This is a genomic window from Bordetella saccharivorans (genome assembly GCF_045862855.1).
Lineage (GTDB): Bacteria > Pseudomonadota > Gammaproteobacteria > Burkholderiales > Burkholderiaceae_B > Bordetella_A > Bordetella_A petrii_F.
The window spans coordinates 1,088,704-1,102,138 of record NZ_BAAFZO010000001.1; the positions used below are offsets into that span (position 1 = coordinate 1,088,704).

The 13,435-nt window shown below is 69.6% G+C and carries 17 protein-coding genes; 13 read left to right on the forward strand and 4 right to left on the reverse strand.

Going from position 1 to position 13,435, the window contains the following annotated elements:
- Window positions 1–3 precede the first annotated feature (3 nt).
- From trmB to lysM, 5 genes are all read left to right on the forward strand, one after another.
- Window positions 4–780 (forward strand): tRNA (guanosine(46)-N7)-methyltransferase TrmB, encoded by a 777-nt coding sequence (gene trmB / locus ACKTT0_RS05190; RefSeq protein ID WP_407848698.1) that lies wholly within the window; start codon window positions 4–6, stop codon window positions 778–780.
- Window positions 781–782: 2 nt separating this feature from the next.
- Entirely contained in the window at window positions 783–1,724 is a 942-nt protein-coding gene (gene pip / locus ACKTT0_RS05195; protein ID WP_407848700.1) for a prolyl aminopeptidase, read from the forward strand.
- 18 nt (window positions 1,725–1,742) lie between these two features.
- Window positions 1,743–1,943 carry a sulfur carrier protein ThiS gene (gene thiS / locus ACKTT0_RS05200; protein WP_028352853.1) on the forward strand — a complete coding sequence of 67 codons (201 nt, stop codon included), beginning with the start codon at window positions 1,743–1,745 and terminating at the stop codon, window positions 1,941–1,943.
- Window positions 1,944–2,104: 161 nt separating this feature from the next.
- Complete coding sequence (locus ACKTT0_RS05205) at window positions 2,105–2,821, forward strand: class I SAM-dependent methyltransferase (RefSeq protein WP_407848703.1); 717 nt, start codon at window positions 2,105–2,107, stop codon at window positions 2,819–2,821.
- A gap of 136 nt (window positions 2,822–2,957) precedes the next feature.
- Window positions 2,958–3,404: a peptidoglycan-binding protein LysM gene (gene lysM, locus ACKTT0_RS05210; RefSeq protein ID WP_407848705.1), complete on the forward strand. Its 447-nt coding sequence runs from the start codon at window positions 2,958–2,960 to the stop codon at window positions 3,402–3,404.
- A 301-nt stretch (window positions 3,405–3,705) separates the two neighbouring features.
- Here the strand turns inward: lysM and ffh are convergent, their stop codons facing one another.
- On the reverse strand, window positions 3,706–5,115 hold the full coding sequence (ffh, locus tag ACKTT0_RS05215; RefSeq protein WP_407848707.1) for a signal recognition particle protein: 1,410 nt from the start codon (window positions 5,113–5,115) through the stop codon (window positions 3,706–3,708).
- A 108-nt stretch (window positions 5,116–5,223) separates the two neighbouring features.
- Between ffh and ACKTT0_RS05220 the strand changes: the two genes are divergently transcribed.
- The 4 genes from ACKTT0_RS05220 (at window position 5,224) to ACKTT0_RS05235 (ending at window position 7,627) form a co-directional block, all read left to right on the forward strand.
- A complete protein-coding gene (locus ACKTT0_RS05220) occupies window positions 5,224–6,066 on the forward strand; it encodes a cytochrome C assembly family protein (RefSeq protein ID WP_094807765.1) in 843 nt (280 codons plus the stop codon).
- A 1-nt stretch (window position 6,067) separates the two neighbouring features.
- Window positions 6,068–6,319, forward strand: coding sequence for a PP0621 family protein (locus ACKTT0_RS05225; RefSeq protein ID WP_407848709.1), 252 nt, complete (start codon window positions 6,068–6,070; stop codon window positions 6,317–6,319).
- A gap of 95 nt (window positions 6,320–6,414) precedes the next feature.
- A complete protein-coding gene (gene ampD, locus ACKTT0_RS05230) occupies window positions 6,415–6,993 on the forward strand; it encodes a 1,6-anhydro-N-acetylmuramyl-L-alanine amidase AmpD (protein WP_407848710.1) in 579 nt (192 codons plus the stop codon).
- 13 nt (window positions 6,994–7,006) lie between these two features.
- Window positions 7,007–7,627 (forward strand): glutathione S-transferase family protein, encoded by a 621-nt coding sequence (locus tag ACKTT0_RS05235; protein ID WP_407848712.1) that lies wholly within the window; start codon window positions 7,007–7,009, stop codon window positions 7,625–7,627.
- A 22-nt stretch (window positions 7,628–7,649) separates the two neighbouring features.
- On the opposite strand, the gene ACKTT0_RS05240 is transcribed toward ACKTT0_RS05235, so the two are convergent.
- Both ACKTT0_RS05240 and ACKTT0_RS05245 read right to left on the reverse strand, forming a co-directional pair.
- Window positions 7,650–8,456 carry an IclR family transcriptional regulator gene (locus ACKTT0_RS05240; RefSeq protein ID WP_407848714.1) on the reverse strand — a complete coding sequence of 269 codons (807 nt, stop codon included), beginning with the start codon at window positions 8,454–8,456 and terminating at the stop codon, window positions 7,650–7,652.
- 109 nt (window positions 8,457–8,565) lie between these two features.
- On the reverse strand, window positions 8,566–8,691 hold the full coding sequence (locus tag ACKTT0_RS05245; RefSeq protein WP_407848716.1) for a hypothetical protein: 126 nt from the start codon (window positions 8,689–8,691) through the stop codon (window positions 8,566–8,568).
- Here ACKTT0_RS05245 and ACKTT0_RS05250 point away from each other — a divergent pair.
- The 4 genes from ACKTT0_RS05250 (at window position 8,690) to ACKTT0_RS05265 (ending at window position 12,898) form a co-directional block, all read left to right on the forward strand.
- Window positions 8,690–9,706 carry a 2-dehydro-3-deoxygalactonokinase gene (locus tag ACKTT0_RS05250; RefSeq protein ID WP_407848717.1) on the forward strand — a complete coding sequence of 339 codons (1,017 nt, stop codon included), beginning with the start codon at window positions 8,690–8,692 and terminating at the stop codon, window positions 9,704–9,706. The genes ACKTT0_RS05245 and ACKTT0_RS05250 overlap by 2 nt on opposite strands.
- Complete coding sequence (locus ACKTT0_RS05255; protein ID WP_407848719.1) at window positions 9,703–10,356, forward strand: 2-dehydro-3-deoxy-6-phosphogalactonate aldolase; 654 nt, start codon at window positions 9,703–9,705, stop codon at window positions 10,354–10,356. The genes ACKTT0_RS05250 and ACKTT0_RS05255 overlap by 4 nt, the downstream gene beginning before the upstream one ends.
- Window positions 10,353–11,501, forward strand: coding sequence for a galactonate dehydratase (gene dgoD, locus ACKTT0_RS05260; protein WP_407848721.1), 1,149 nt, complete (start codon window positions 10,353–10,355; stop codon window positions 11,499–11,501). The genes ACKTT0_RS05255 and dgoD overlap by 4 nt, the downstream gene beginning before the upstream one ends.
- 89 nt (window positions 11,502–11,590) lie before the next feature.
- Window positions 11,591–12,898, forward strand: coding sequence for an MFS transporter (locus ACKTT0_RS05265; protein ID WP_407848722.1), 1,308 nt, complete (start codon window positions 11,591–11,593; stop codon window positions 12,896–12,898).
- Between the two features lie 17 nt (window positions 12,899–12,915).
- On the opposite strand, the gene ACKTT0_RS05270 is transcribed toward ACKTT0_RS05265, so the two are convergent.
- Window positions 12,916–13,407, reverse strand: coding sequence for a MarR family winged helix-turn-helix transcriptional regulator (locus ACKTT0_RS05270; RefSeq protein WP_289785544.1), 492 nt, complete (start codon window positions 13,405–13,407; stop codon window positions 12,916–12,918).
- Window positions 13,408–13,435 lie beyond the last annotated feature (28 nt).

Genomic DNA, 13,435 nt, shown 5'->3' on the forward strand with positions numbered 1-13,435 from the left:
CTTATGAATACGAACACCCCCGAATCCCCGGGCGGCGCCCAGGCGCCCGCCTCCCTGTCGGACGCGACCCGCGCTGCCCTGGCTCCGGCCGGGCAGGCGCCGCACAGCCCCGGCGCCACGCACATCCGCAGTTTCGTCCACCGCCGCGGCCACATTACCCAGGGCCAGCGCGAGGCGCTGGAACAGTTGTTGGGCAAATGGTCGATTCCCTACGCCGACCGCCGCCTCGACCTGGCCGCCGCCTTCGGCCGCGCGGCCCCCACCGTGCTGGAAATCGGCTTCGGCATGGGCGAGACCACCCAGCAGATCGCGCAGGCGCGGCCGGGCGACAATTTCCTGGGGGTCGAGGTCTTCAATGCCGGGGTCGGCGCCATGCTGCGCCGGATCGAAGACAACGGCCTCGAGAACGTGCGCATCGTCCAGCACGACGCGGTCGAAGTGGTGCGCGACATGATCGCGCCCGACTCCCTGGCGGGCGTGCACGTGTATTTCCCGGACCCCTGGCCCAAGAAACGGCACCACAAGCGGCGCCTGATCCAGCCGCCCTTCGTGGCGCTGCTGGCCAGCCGCATCGCCCCGGGCGGCTACCTGCACTGCGCCACCGACTGGCAGGAATACGCGGCGCAGATGCTCGAGGTCCTCAGCGCCGAGCCGCTGCTGCGCAATACCGTGGCTGACTACGCGCCGCGCCCCGATTACCGTCCGCAAACCAAGTTCGAGACGCGTGGCCTGCGCCTGGGCCACGGCGTGTGGGACCTCATCTTCAAGAGGATCGCGTAGCCATGCTGTACCCCGCCATCGAGCCTTACCGCCACGGCATGCTGGATACCGGCGACGGCCATCAGGTCTATTGGGAACTGTGCGGCAACCCGGACGGCAAGCCGGCGGTGTTCCTGCATGGCGGGCCGGGCAGCGGCTGCTCGCCGGTGCATCGCCAGCTGTTCAACCCGCAGCGCTATAACGTGCTGCTGTTCGACCAGCGCGGCTGCGGCCGCTCCACCCCGCACGCCAGCCTGGACAACAACACGACCTGGCACCTGGTGGCGGACATCGAACGGCTGCGCGCCGAAGTCATGGGCGCGCAACGGTGGCTGGTGTTCGGCGGTTCGTGGGGCTCGACGCTCGCGCTGGCCTATGCGCAGGCGCACCCCGGCCACGTCAGCGAGCTGGTGCTGCGGGGCATCTTCGGCCTGCGCCGCGCCGAACTGCAGTGGTTCTACCAGGACGGCGCGTCGTGGCTGTTCCCCGACCACTGGGAAGCCTACCTGGCGCCCATTCCGCCGGAAGAGCGCGGCGACATGATCGCCGCCTACCACCGGCGCCTGACCGGCCCGGACCCGGCCGAGCAGCTGCGCGCGGCCAAGGCCTGGAGCAAATGGGAAGACAGCACCATCACGCTGCTGCCCAGCCCGCGCCACCAGCAGAGCCATGCGGCCGACCGCGCCGCGCTGGCGTTCGCCCGCATCGAGAATCACTACTTCGTCCATGGCGGCTTCATGGAAGAGGGCCAGCTGATCCGCGACGCCCATAAACTGCACGGCATTCCCGGCACCATCGTGCAAGGCCGCTATGATGTCTGCACGCCGGTGCGCACCGCCTGGGACCTGCACCGGGCCTGGCCGCAGGCGCAGTTCCACCTGGTGCCGGACGCCGGCCACGCCTTCGACGAGCCCGGCACGCTGGCCCGCCTCATCGAGGCCACCGACGGCTATGCGACGCAATAGATCAGACAGAGAACCATCATGCACATCACCCTGAACGGAGACGCGCGGGAGTTTCCGCTGGACACCACCATCGCCGAACTGCTCGATACCCTGGGCTACGCCGGCAAGCGCATCGCGGTCGAGCGCAACGGCGAAATCGTGCCCAAGAGCCAGCACGGCGCGACCGTGCTGCGCGACGGCGACCAGGTCGAGATCGTGGTGGCGGTCGGCGGCGGCTGAACCGCCGCGCCACAACACATTGTGAAATTTATCAACGGTGCGCTACCCATGCGCCCCGCGCGCTTGTATAAGCCGTTGCGCGTAGTACCCTGACGCCTGGTTTGTCGCCGGCCCGCGTCGCAACTCACGCCGCAGGCCGGTTTCACCCACCGGAGTCCTGCATGCCGCTCAAAGTCCTGACCGGAGACACTTCCGGCCTGTCCTTCGGCTCGCTGTTGCTGCGTATCGTCTGGTTCACCGGCCGGGCCACCAGCGCGGTCGCCGAACGCATCGCCAGCCATTCCTGGGTGGCCGAGCGCATCCGCTTCCTGCGCGCCTGGCACGCCAACCCCAGGGGCATCGGCGCCATCTGGCCATCCAGCCCGCGCCTGGCGGCCGCCATCACCCGCGGCATCGAGCCGGAGGCCGGCCCCTGCCTGGAACTGGGCGCCGGCACCGGCGCCTTCACCCGCGCCCTGGTGGCGCGCGGGCTCGACCCCGCGCAACTGGCCCTGGTGGAAATGGACTCCCAGTTCGCCCAGCAATTGCGGCGCGATTTCCCGGCAGCGCAAGTGCACCAGATCGACGCCGCGCGGCTGGCCGGGCTGCCGCTGTTCGACGGCGGCCTGGCGGGCGGCGCGGTATGCGGCCTGCCCTTGCTGAACATGCCGGTCAAGCAACAGATCGGCATCCTGCGCGGCACCTTCTCGCAGTTGTGCCCCGACGGCGCGGTGTACCTGTTCACCTATGGCCCGCGCTGCCCGGTGCCGCGTCGCGTGCTCGACCGCCTCGGCCTGCGCGCCCGGCGCACCGAAACGGTGCTGGCCAATGTGCCGCCCGCCCACGTGTGGAAGCTGACGCGGCGCAGCGCGGCGGGCACCCTGCACACCCGCCCATAATAGGTTGTTACACCTTGCCCGCCGCGCGCGGCGGCGCGTGACGCATATTCGGCCCATAATCAGCCTGCAGTATGCGTATACGCGGCATCTTCTGCGTTCTCGTGCTTAACGTTTCTTAACAGCCAAAGGAAATACCATGGGTCTGCTCAGCTTTATCAAAGACGTCGGCGAAAAACTGTTTGGTGCCAGCGAAGCCCAGGCGGCATCCGTTGATGAACTGAAAAAAGAACTCGACAAGCATGGCCTGAATGCCGAAGGCCTGGACATCAAGGTTGACGGCGACAAAGTCACCGTGTCGGGCCAGGCTGCCTCCACCGAAGAGGCCGAGAAAATCGCGCTGGCGCTGGGCAACACGGTCGGCGTGGCGCAGGTGGACAACCAGCTCACGGCCAAACAGGCCGCGCCGGAAGCGCAGATGTACACGGTGCAGAAGGGCGACAACCTGTGGAAGATCGCCGAGGCGCACTACGGCAAGGGCCAGGGCGCCAAGCACACCGTCATTTTCGAGGCCAACAAGCCCATGCTGACGCATCCGGACAAGATCTACCCGGGTCAGGTGCTGCGCATCCCGCCACTGAACTGAACCGCACAAACCGGCAAGCCCCGCAGTATTTGCCGGTTTGCCTCGGGGCGGGCCCTCCCCGCCCGCCCCGACCGACTCGGCCAGGCCAATCAGGCGCCTGGCCGTTTTTTTGGCCGGCCGCCGTCGACGAAGGCCCAGGTGTCAGGCTCCGAAGGTGCCTGACACCCCTGTGCGCCTGGACTCTCTCAGTCGTACGGGGTCAGTGCTTCACCACCCGCTGCGCGGCCGCCGCAAAGGGAACGCGGAGGTGTCTGACACCAGCAGGGAGTCAGACACCTGGACACCTCGGCGCCCGCCAGGATCAGCGCAGGCCGCCGAAGCGCCCCAGGCCCTTCATGCCGCCCATGGCGCGCATCATCTTAGACATGCCGCCCTTTTTCATTTGCTTCATCATGCCCTGCATCTGCTCGAACTGGGCCAGCAGGCGGTTGACTTCCTGCACGGGCACGCCCGAGCCGGCCGCGATGCGGCGCTTGCGCGAGGCCTTGATCAGTTCGGGCTTGGCGCGCTCGGCCGGCGTCATGGCATTCAGGATGCCTTCGGTGCGGCGCAATTGCTTTTCCGCCTGGCCGCCCTGCAGCTGGCCGGCCGCCTGCTGGAACTGCGCGGGCAGTTTTTCCAGCAGCGAGCCCATGTCGCCCAGCTTCTTGACCTGGCCCAGTTGCTCGCGGAAGTCGTTCAGGTCGAACTTGCTGCCCGACTTGAGCTTGGTGGCCAGCTTCTGCGCTTCGGCGATGTCGATGTTCTTCTGCGCCTGCTCGACCAGCGACACGATGTCGCCCATGCCCAGCACCCGCTGCGCCATGCGGTCGGGGTGGAACGGCTCCAGCCCATCGAGCTTTTCGGAGACGCCGACGAACTTCAGCGGCTTGCCGGTCACGTGGCGCACCGACAGCGCCGCGCCGCCGCGCGCGTCGCCGTCCAGCTTGGTCAGCACCACCCCGGTCAGCGGCAGCGCGTCGGCGAAGGCGCGCGCGGTGTTGACCGCGTCCTGGCCCTGCATGGCGTCGACCACGAACAGCGTCTCGACCGGGTGGACCAGGTCGTACAGGGCCCGGATCTCGCGCATCATGGCCTCGTCCACGCCCAGGCGGCCGGCCGTGTCCAGGATGAGCACGTCGTAGTGATGGCGGCGCGCGTGGTCGACCGCGTTGCGGGCGATGTCTTCCGGCTTCTGGCTGGGATCGGACGGCAGGAAATCGATGCCGGCCTGCGCCGCCACGGTCTTGAGCTGCTCGATGGCGGCCGGGCGGTAGACGTCGGCGCTGACGGTCAGCACCTTCTTCTTGCCGGTGTTGCGGCCGTTCTGCACGTGCTGGCCCTGGGCCAGCCAGCGGCCCAGCTTGCCGGTGGTGGTGGTCTTGCCGGCGCCCTGCAGGCCGGCCATCAGGATCACGGCGGGCGGCTGCACGGCCAGCGACAGTTCCCCGGCGCCCTGCCCCAGGTCGCCGCCCATCAGGGCGGTCAGTTCCTTGTGGACCACGCCGACCAGCGCCTGGCCGGGGCTGAGGCTGCCGGCCACTTCCTCGCCCAGCGCCTTTTCCTTGACGCGCGCCACGAAATCGCGCACCACCGGCAGCGCCACGTCGGCCTCGAGCAGCGCCATGCGCACTTCGCGCAGCATTTCCTGCGTGTTGGCCTCGGTCAGGCGGGCTTCGCCGCGCAGCGTCTTCACGACGCGCGACAAACGTTGAGTCAGGTTATCGAGCATGAGAGGCGTTTCCGCTTACACTAGTTGATTGAACGGTGGCCCGGGCAGGCGGCTTTTTGTGCCTGCCGGCGAATAGCGCCCTGCGGCCCCATCCAGACAACGGTTTTTATGTCATTAGGCATTGTATTTCACGCCGTGGCCGCCCTGGCCTACGCCGTGCTCGCGGCGGCGCTGTGGCGGCGCCTGCGGGGCGCGGGCAGCGTCGAAAAAACGGGCCGTATTGCCCGGGCCTGCCTGCTGGGGGCGCTGGTGCTGCACGGCATCGGCCTGCAGCAATCCATGCTCGGCGGCGGCAACCTGTTCATCGGCTGGGCGCTGGCCCTGTCGGCCGCGGTCTGGCTGGGCATGGTGGTGTTCTGGCTGGAAAGCCTGCTGGTGCGTATCGACGGCCTGCAACTGCTGCTAGTGCCGGCCGCCACGCTGGTCTGCGCCATGGCCGCGCTGTTTCCCGACGGCCAGCTGGTGCCGCACGCCGACAACACCTGGCTGCGCCTGCACCTGCTGATCGCCCTGGCGGCCTATGCGCTCATCACCGTGGCGGCCCTGCATGCCCTGCTGATGGCGCTGCTCGACCGCCACCTGCACCGCCCGCTCGACGCGCCGGCCGAGCGCAGCATCGTCAGCCGCGTGCTCGACGCCCAGCCGCCGCTGCTGGTCCAGGAACGGCTGCTGTTCCGCGTCATCTGGATCGGCTTCGTGGTGCTGACCGCCGCCGTGGCCTCGGGCTCGATCGCTTCCATGCAGCTGACCGGCAAGGTGCTGCCGTTCGACCACAAGACCGTATTCACCCTTTTGTCATGGCTGACCTTCGGCGTGCTGCTGCTCGGCCGCCATATCCGCGGCTGGCGCGGCCGCGTGGCGCTGCGCTGGACGCTCACCGGGTTCGCCTTCCTGATCCTGGCCTACACCGGCAGCCGGTTCGTGCTGGAAGTCATTCTTCATCGGAGCTGAAGTGGGCAAGCTGCTGATCTGGGTCGTCATCATCCTGGTGGCCATGCTGGTGCTGCGCATCGTCGCCGCGCGGGCCGCCACCAAGCGCAATGCTCCCCCGCCGCGCCCGCCCGCGCGCCAGCCGGGCGGCCAGCCGGCCGAATCGATGGTGCGCTGCGCCCATTGCGGCATCCACCTGCCGCGCTCCGAAGCGATCATGCTCGAGGGCAAGGTGTGGTGCAGCCGCGACCACGCCCGCCTGGGCGAGCGCTGACGCGGCGCGTGCCCGGCGCGGCCGGGCCCGGATGGGGGCCGCCGGCAAGGCGGGCATAATGGGGGCTGTGCTTCCCCATTCGATGAGCCGCATCCATGTTCCTACAGCTTGATCGACACGGGTGGCTGGCGCCCGCGCCGGGTGTGCGCCTCCTCCCTTCGCCCAATTGCGATACCCGCCCCGCCGGCATGCCGGTTTCCCTCCTGGTGATCCACAACATCAGCCTGCCTCCGGGCGAATTCGGCGGACCGCACGTGGCCGGCCTGTTCCTCAACCGGCTCGACTACGGCGCCCATCCCTGGCTGGACCGCCTGCGCGGGCTGCGCGTGTCGGCGCATTTCTTCGTGCGCCGCGACGGCGCCATCGTGCAGTTCGTATCCACCGAGGCGCGCGCCTGGCATGCCGGCGTATCGCGTTTCGGCGCGCGCGAACGCTGCAATGATTTTTCGCTGGGCATCGAACTGGAAGGCACCGATACGCTGCCCTACACCGACGCGCAGTACACTGCTCTGGCCAAGCTGGCCCGCGTGCTGCGGGCGCGCTATCCGCTGCGCGCCGCGTGGGGCCACGAGCACATCGCGCCCGGCCGCAAGACGGACCCGGGCCCGGCTTTCAATTGGGCGCGATTCGGCCGCGCCGCCGGATTCCCCCGGCGCATGCTCGCGCCCTGCTGACCAAGGAACCATCATGCTGAAGATCTGGGGACGCCTGAGTTCGGTGAACGTGCAGAAAGTTGTCTGGGCGGTGCGCGAACTGGCGCTGCCGCACACGCTGACGCAGGTCGGCGGCCAGTACGGCGGCCTGGACACGCCCGAATACGGCAAGATGAATCCCAACCGCAAGGTGCCCGTCATCGACGACGGCGGCCTGGTGCTGTGGGAATCGAACGCCATCGTGCGCTATCTGGCCGCGCGCTACGGCGAAGGATCGCTGTGGCCCACCGATGTGGCGCTGCGCGCCCATGCCGACCGCTGGATGGACTGGACCGCCACCGAATGGCAGCCGGCCGTCGCACCTGCCTTCCTGGGCCTGGTCCGCACGCCCGAGGCGCAGCGCGACGCGGCCGCCATCGAGGCCTCGGCGCACAAGGCCAATGCGCTGGCCCTCATGCTGGAAGACGCGCTGCAGCAGCGCGAATTCATCGCCGGCGCCCACTTGACCATGGGCGACGTGGTGCTGGGCTGCGTGGCGCACCGCTGGCTGGGCACGCCCATCGAACGCCCCGCCACCCCGGCCTTGTCGGCCTGGTACCGCCGGCTGATGATGCGCCCGGCCACCCAGGGCGTGCTGACGCTGCCGTTGTCCTGACACGCGGCCCGGCCGGCGCCACTCAGGCGCGCGCCGCCGGGCGCCAGCCCAGTTCCGCCGAGATCGCCGCGGCCACCTGCTTGACGGTGGGCGTCAGTTCGCCCATGCGTTCCAGCGACAGGTACGGCACCGTGCTGGACACGCTCAACGCCGCCACGATGGCGCCGCCCGCATCGCGGATCGGCGCGGCCACGCAGCGGATCGACGGTTCATTGTCTTCCAGGTCGTAGGCATAGCCGTGCGCGGCGTAGTCACGCATGCGGTCGCGGAACGCCTCCCAGCCTTGGCCCGCCCCCGCCGCGCGCGGCGACACCGGCGCCCCCACGCGCTGCAGGCGGCGCCAGTCGGATTCATCCAGGTCCAGCAGCAGCGCCTTGCCGACGCCCGTGGCGGCAAGCGGCATGCGATGCCCCACGCGCGAGCGCATCTCCAGCCCCTTCTTGCCGGGGATTTTCTCCAGATACAGCACTTCGTCGCCGTCGCGCACGGCCAGGTGGATGGTGTCGCCCGTCAGTTCCGCCAGGCCATGCAGGTGCGGCCGCGCCAGCGCGGCCAGGGGGAACGCCTCGCGCGCCTGGAAGCCCAGCTCGATCAGCTTCGGCCCCAGCGCATAGCCCACGCCCGCCACCACGCGCAGATAGCGCTCCTGCACCAGGCTGCTAGCCAGCCGGTGCGTGGTGCTGCGCGCCACGCCGATGCGGGCGCAGATCTCGCGCAGGTCGCGCGCGCCGTCGGCCACCGCCTGCACGATCGCCAGTCCGCGCATCAAGGTCTGGGTGCCGGTGGGAACGGCGGAAGCGGTCGAGTCGGAAGCAGTAGGAGTGGGCATCGCGGAAATCTGCAAAACGGACGAGCGTGGCCGCCAGGAAGGCAAGCCCGCAAGGATACCGGACCGTGCCGGATTGCGCTGAGTTTATCCCTATATATGGGATAAAGTTCTATATTTTGAGATTTTTTCGCGATTCTTCTAGAATTTCCGCCATGCCGCCGGCCGCCAGCCGCGGCCACCCGATGACGACAAGGCAGCCGCCGCGTGCGGCCGCCACACGACGAGACAGCTTCATGCCTATCCATCCGCCCGGCCGCGCGGCCCTGATCGCGCTGGATTGGGGCACCTCCTCGCTGCGCGCCTACCTGCTGGACCAGTGCGGCCAGACGCTGGAAACCCGCCGCCTGCCATGGGGCATCATGCACCTGCCCCAGCCCGCGCCGCATGACCCGGCCGCGCCGGCGGCGCGCGGCTTCGAGCTGGCGTTCGAGCAGGCCTGCGGCGACTGGCTGCGCGCCGCGCCGGACCTGCCCGTCATTGCCTGCGGCATGGTCGGCAGCGCCCAGGGCTGGCGCGAGGCCGCCTACCTGGAAGTGCCCACCGAACTGCCGCGCATCGCCACCCGGCTCACGCTGGTCGAGCGGCCCGGCGCCACGCCGGTCCACATCGTGCCGGGCCTGATCCAGCGCCACGGCCTGGCCAACGTGATCCGCGGCGAAGAGACCCAGGTGTACGGCGTGCTGGCGCAACAGCCCGACCTGGCCGATGACGTGCTGATCGGCCTGCCCGGCACGCACTCCAAATGGGTGGCCGTGCGGCGCGGCCGCGTCACGCATTTCGACACCTTCATGACCGGCGAGGTCTACGCCGCCCTGCGCAGCCACACCATCCTGGGCCGCACCATGGCCGCCGACGCGCCGTCCGACCCGGCCGCCTTCGCGCGCGGGCTGCGCGTGGCCGGCTCGCCGGCCGGCCGCGCCGGCGTGCTGTCCACCATCTTCAGCGCGCGCGCGCTCGGCCTGGCCGGCGAACTGGCCCCGGCGGCCCAGCCCGACTACCTGTCGGGCCTGCTGATCGGCCACGAAATCGCCGCCCTGGCCGAGCTGCTGCGCCACAGCGGCGGCCAGCCACGCATCGTGCTGTGCGGCGACGCCGAACTGTGCCAGCGCTACGACGCCGCGCTGCGCCACTACGGGCTCGACGCACCGGCGCTGGCCCGCCACGCCACGGAGCGCGGCCTCTATCACCTGGCCCGCGATGCCGGCCTGGTGGCCGCCGCACCCGCACAACCCGCCAAGGAACCCTCATGAACGCTTCCGCCCTGCAAACCGCCATGGCCCGCTGCGGCCTGATCGCCATCCTGCGCGGCATCCGTCCCGCCGAAGCGGTCGCCGTCGGCCAGGCCCTGTACCAGGCGGGTTTCCGGCTCATCGAAGTGCCGCTGAACTCGCCCGAGCCGCTGGACAGCATCGCCGCGCTGCGCCAGGCGCTGCCGGACGACTGCCTGGTCGGCGCCGGCACCGTGACCGCCCCCGCCGACTGCGCCCGCATCGCGGCCGCCGGCGGGCAGCTCGTCGTCATGCCGCACAGCGATGCCGCCGTGATCCGCGCGGCCAAGGCCGCCGGCCTGGCCTGCTGCCCGGGCGTGGCCACGCCCACCGAGGCCTACGCCGCGCTGGCGGCCGGCGCCGACGTGCTGAAGATGTTCCCGGCCGAACAACTGGGCCCGGCGGTGCTCAAGGCATGGCGGGCGGTGTTGCGCCCGCCCGTGGGGCTGGTGCCGGTGGGCGGCATCGTGCCCGACAGCATCGCCGCCTACGCTCAGGCCGGCGCCAGCGGCTTCGGCCTGGGCTCGGCCCTGTACCAGCCGGGCGACGCCGCCGCCAGCGTCGCCGCCCGCGCCCAATCCTTCATCGCCGCCTGGCGAGCCGCCTATCCCGCAAAGGAAAACCAAGCATGAAGATCACCAAGCTCACTACCTACGTCGTGCCGCCGCGCTGGCTGTTCCTGAAAATCGAAACCGACGCCGGCGTGGTCGGCTGGGGCGAGCCCGTGGTGGAAGGCCGCGCCCATTCCGTGGCGGCCGCCGTCGAGGAGCTGTCGGACTACCTGGTCGGCAAGGACCCGCGCAACATCGAGGACCACTGGACCGTGCTGTACCGCGGCGGCTTCTACCGCGGCGGCGCCATCCACATGAGCGCGCTGGCCGGCATCGACCAGGCGCTGTGGGACATCAAGGGCAAGGACCTCGGCGTGCCCGTGTCGCAGCTGCTGGGCGGCAATGTGCGCGACCGCATCCGCGTGTACTCGTGGATCGGCGGCGACCGGCCGGCCGACACCGCCGCCGCGGCCAAGGCGGCGGTCGAACGCGGCTTCACCGCCGTCAAGATGAACGGCACCGAAGAGCTGCAATTCATCGACTCGTTCGACAAGGTCGAGAAATGCCTTGAGAACGTGGCGGCGGTGCGCGACGCGGTCGGCCCCAACGTGGGCATCGGCGTGGACTTCCACGGCCGCGTGCACAAGCCCATGGCCAAGGTGCTGATCAAGGAACTGGCGCCCTACCGGCTGATGTTCATCGAGGAACCCGTGCTCAGCGAACACTACGAGGCCCTCAAGGAACTGGCGCCGCTGTCGTCCACGCCGATCGCGCTGGGCGAGCGGCTGTTCTCGCGCTGGGACTTCAAGCGCGTGCTGGCCGACGGCTATGTGGACATCATCCAGCCCGATCCTTCGCACGCCGGCGGCATCACCGAGACCCGCAAGATCGCCGCCATGGCCGAGGCCTACGACGTCGCCCTGGCGCTGCACTGCCCGCTCGGCCCGATCGCGCTGGCCACCTGCCTGCAGATCGACGCCGGCTGCTACAACGCCTTCATCCAGGAACAGAGCCTGGGCATCCACTACAACGCCGACAACGACCTGCTCGACTACGTCAGCAACCGCGAGGCGTTCGCCTACCAGGACGGCATGGTGGCTATTCCGCAGGGTCCCGGCCTGGGCATCGAAGTCAATGAAGACTACGTGCGCGAGCGCGCCGCGGTGGGCCACCGCTGGCGCAACCCGATCTGGCGCCACGCCGACGGCAGCTTCGCCGAATGGTAGGCCCGCCGGACCGCCCCTAGACCAACAATCCCCGTCCGCGCCGGCCGACGCCAGGCCGCGCGCGCCGCCAAGAGCCTGAGGAGACTTTCGTGCCGACCGCCAACACCGCCACCCTGGGCGCCGCGCAGCCGACGCGCAGCCGCTACCTGATCATGGTGATGCTGTTCATCACCGTCGTCATCAATTACCTGGACCGCAGCAACCTGTCGATCGCCGCGCCGGCGCTCAAGGACGAGTTCGGCCTGGACACCGTCCACGAAGGGCTGATCCTGTCGGCCTTCGGCTGGACCTACGCCGCCATGCAGATCCCCGGCGGCTGGCTGGTCGACCGCGTGTCGCCGCGCGTGCTGTACGCGCTGGCCCTGATCCTGTGGTCGGCCGCGACCTTCTTCATGGGCTTCGCCGGCAGCTTCGTGCTGCTGTTCGTGCTGCGCCTGGCCGTCGGCGCGCTCGAGGCGCCGGCCTACCCGATCAACAACCGCGTGGTCACCACCTGGTTCCCGGAACGCGAGCGCGCCACCGCCATCGGCTTCTATACCTCCGGCCAGTTCGTGGGGCTGGCCTTCCTGACGCCGGTGCTGGCCTGGCTGCAGCACCACTACGGCTGGCACATGGTGTTCGTCAGCACCGGCCTGCTGGGCATCGTATGGGGCGTGCTGTGGTTCATGGTGTACCGCGAGCCGCGCGAGTTCAAGGGCGCCAACGAGGCCGAGATCGAGCTCATCCGCCAGGGCGGCGGCGTGGTCGACCTGGAGCGCCGCGTCACCGAGAAAAAAGCGCCGTTCCGCTGGAGCGACCTGGGCCTGGTGATGTCGCGCCGCAAGCTGTGGGGCGTGTACCTGGGCCAGTTCTGCCTGACCTCGACGCTGTGGTTCTTCCTGACCTGGTTCCCCACCTACCTGGTGAAATACCGCGGCATGGACTTCATCAAGTCCGGCTTCCTGGCCTCGGTGCCGTTCCTGGCCGCCTTCATCGGCGTGCTGTGCTCGGGCGTGCTGTCCGACTTCCTGATCCGCCGCGGCGCCACCGTCGGCATGGCGCGCAAGCTGCCCATCATCCTGGGCCTGCTGATCTCCACCGCGATGATCGGCGCCAACTTCACCGACTCGACCGCCTGGGTCATCTTCTTCCTGGCCGTGGCGTTCTTCGGCAACGGCCTGGCGTCCATCACCTGGTCACTGGTGTCCACCCTGGCGCCGGTGCGCCTGCTCGGCCTGACCGGCGGGGTGTTCAACTTCGTGGGCAATCTGTCGTCGATCTGCACGCCGATCGTGATCGGCTTCCTGGTCACCCAGGACAGCTTCGCGCCCGCCATCATCTACGTATCGTCGCTGGCCCTGCTGGGCGCGCTGTCGTACATCCTGCTGGTGGGCAAGGTCGAGCGCATCGAGGCCTGAACGGCAACGGCCGCCGGCTAGCCGAGCCGCCCCAGCAAAGCCATCAGCTGGCGGCGCTCGGCCGCGCCCAGGCCGGCGCTGATGCGCCGGTCGTGCGCCAGCACGGCCTCGGTGATGGCCGCGTGGGCGCGCCGGCCCGCCGGCGTCAGCACCAGCGCATAGGCACGCTTGTCGGCCACCGCCTCATGGCGGGCCACATAGCCCAGGTCCTGCAACTGGTTCACCAGTTGCACCGCGCCCGACCGGGCGATCCCCAGGATGCGCGCCAGGTCGGTCAGCTTCAGGTCGGCATTGGCGGCGATCAGCGTCAAGGCCGAGAAGCGCTGCGGCGTGATGTCCCAAGGCTCCAGCGCGGCCAGGAAATCCTCGTAGATCAGGATCTGCGCGCGCCGGATCGCATAGCCCACCAGCTCGTCGAGCGCGCCGTACTCGACCCCGGCGACGTGCGGGTCGAAACGCTCGCCGCGCGCCTGCGGGCGGCGCGGCCGGGACGATCGGGCTTGGGGCATGGCAACGACTGCAATTCAAGGGGACTAC

Excerpts from the sequence above, each read along its gene's own strand:
- trmB (WP_407848698.1), top strand. The coding sequence starts at position 4 with ATGAATACGAACACCCCCGAATCCCCGGGCGGCGCCCAGGCGCCCGCC.
- pip (WP_407848700.1), top strand. The coding sequence starts at position 783 with ATGCTGTACCCCGCCATCGAGCCTTACCGCCACGGCATGCTGGATACC.
- thiS (WP_028352853.1), top strand. The coding sequence starts at position 1,743 with ATGCACATCACCCTGAACGGAGACGCGCGGGAGTTTCCGCTGGACACC.
- ACKTT0_RS05205 (WP_407848703.1), top strand. The coding sequence starts at position 2,105 with ATGCCGCTCAAAGTCCTGACCGGAGACACTTCCGGCCTGTCCTTCGGC.
- lysM (WP_407848705.1), top strand. The coding sequence starts at position 2,958 with ATGGGTCTGCTCAGCTTTATCAAAGACGTCGGCGAAAAACTGTTTGGT.
- ffh (WP_407848707.1), bottom strand. The coding sequence starts at position 5,115 with ATGCTCGATAACCTGACTCAACGTTTGTCGCGCGTCGTGAAGACGCTG.
- ACKTT0_RS05220 (WP_094807765.1), top strand. The coding sequence starts at position 5,224 with ATGTCATTAGGCATTGTATTTCACGCCGTGGCCGCCCTGGCCTACGCC.
- ampD (WP_407848710.1), top strand. The coding sequence starts at position 6,415 with ATGTTCCTACAGCTTGATCGACACGGGTGGCTGGCGCCCGCGCCGGGT.
- ACKTT0_RS05235 (WP_407848712.1), top strand. The coding sequence starts at position 7,007 with ATGCTGAAGATCTGGGGACGCCTGAGTTCGGTGAACGTGCAGAAAGTT.
- ACKTT0_RS05240 (WP_407848714.1), bottom strand. The coding sequence starts at position 8,456 with ATGCCCACTCCTACTGCTTCCGACTCGACCGCTTCCGCCGTTCCCACC.
- ACKTT0_RS05250 (WP_407848717.1), top strand. The coding sequence starts at position 8,690 with ATGCCTATCCATCCGCCCGGCCGCGCGGCCCTGATCGCGCTGGATTGG.
- ACKTT0_RS05245 (WP_407848716.1), bottom strand. The coding sequence starts at position 8,691 with ATGAAGCTGTCTCGTCGTGTGGCGGCCGCACGCGGCGGCTGCCTTGTC.
- ACKTT0_RS05255 (WP_407848719.1), top strand. The coding sequence starts at position 9,703 with ATGAACGCTTCCGCCCTGCAAACCGCCATGGCCCGCTGCGGCCTGATC.
- dgoD (WP_407848721.1), top strand. The coding sequence starts at position 10,353 with ATGAAGATCACCAAGCTCACTACCTACGTCGTGCCGCCGCGCTGGCTG.
- ACKTT0_RS05270 (WP_289785544.1), bottom strand. The coding sequence starts at position 13,407 with ATGCCCCAAGCCCGATCGTCCCGGCCGCGCCGCCCGCAGGCGCGCGGC.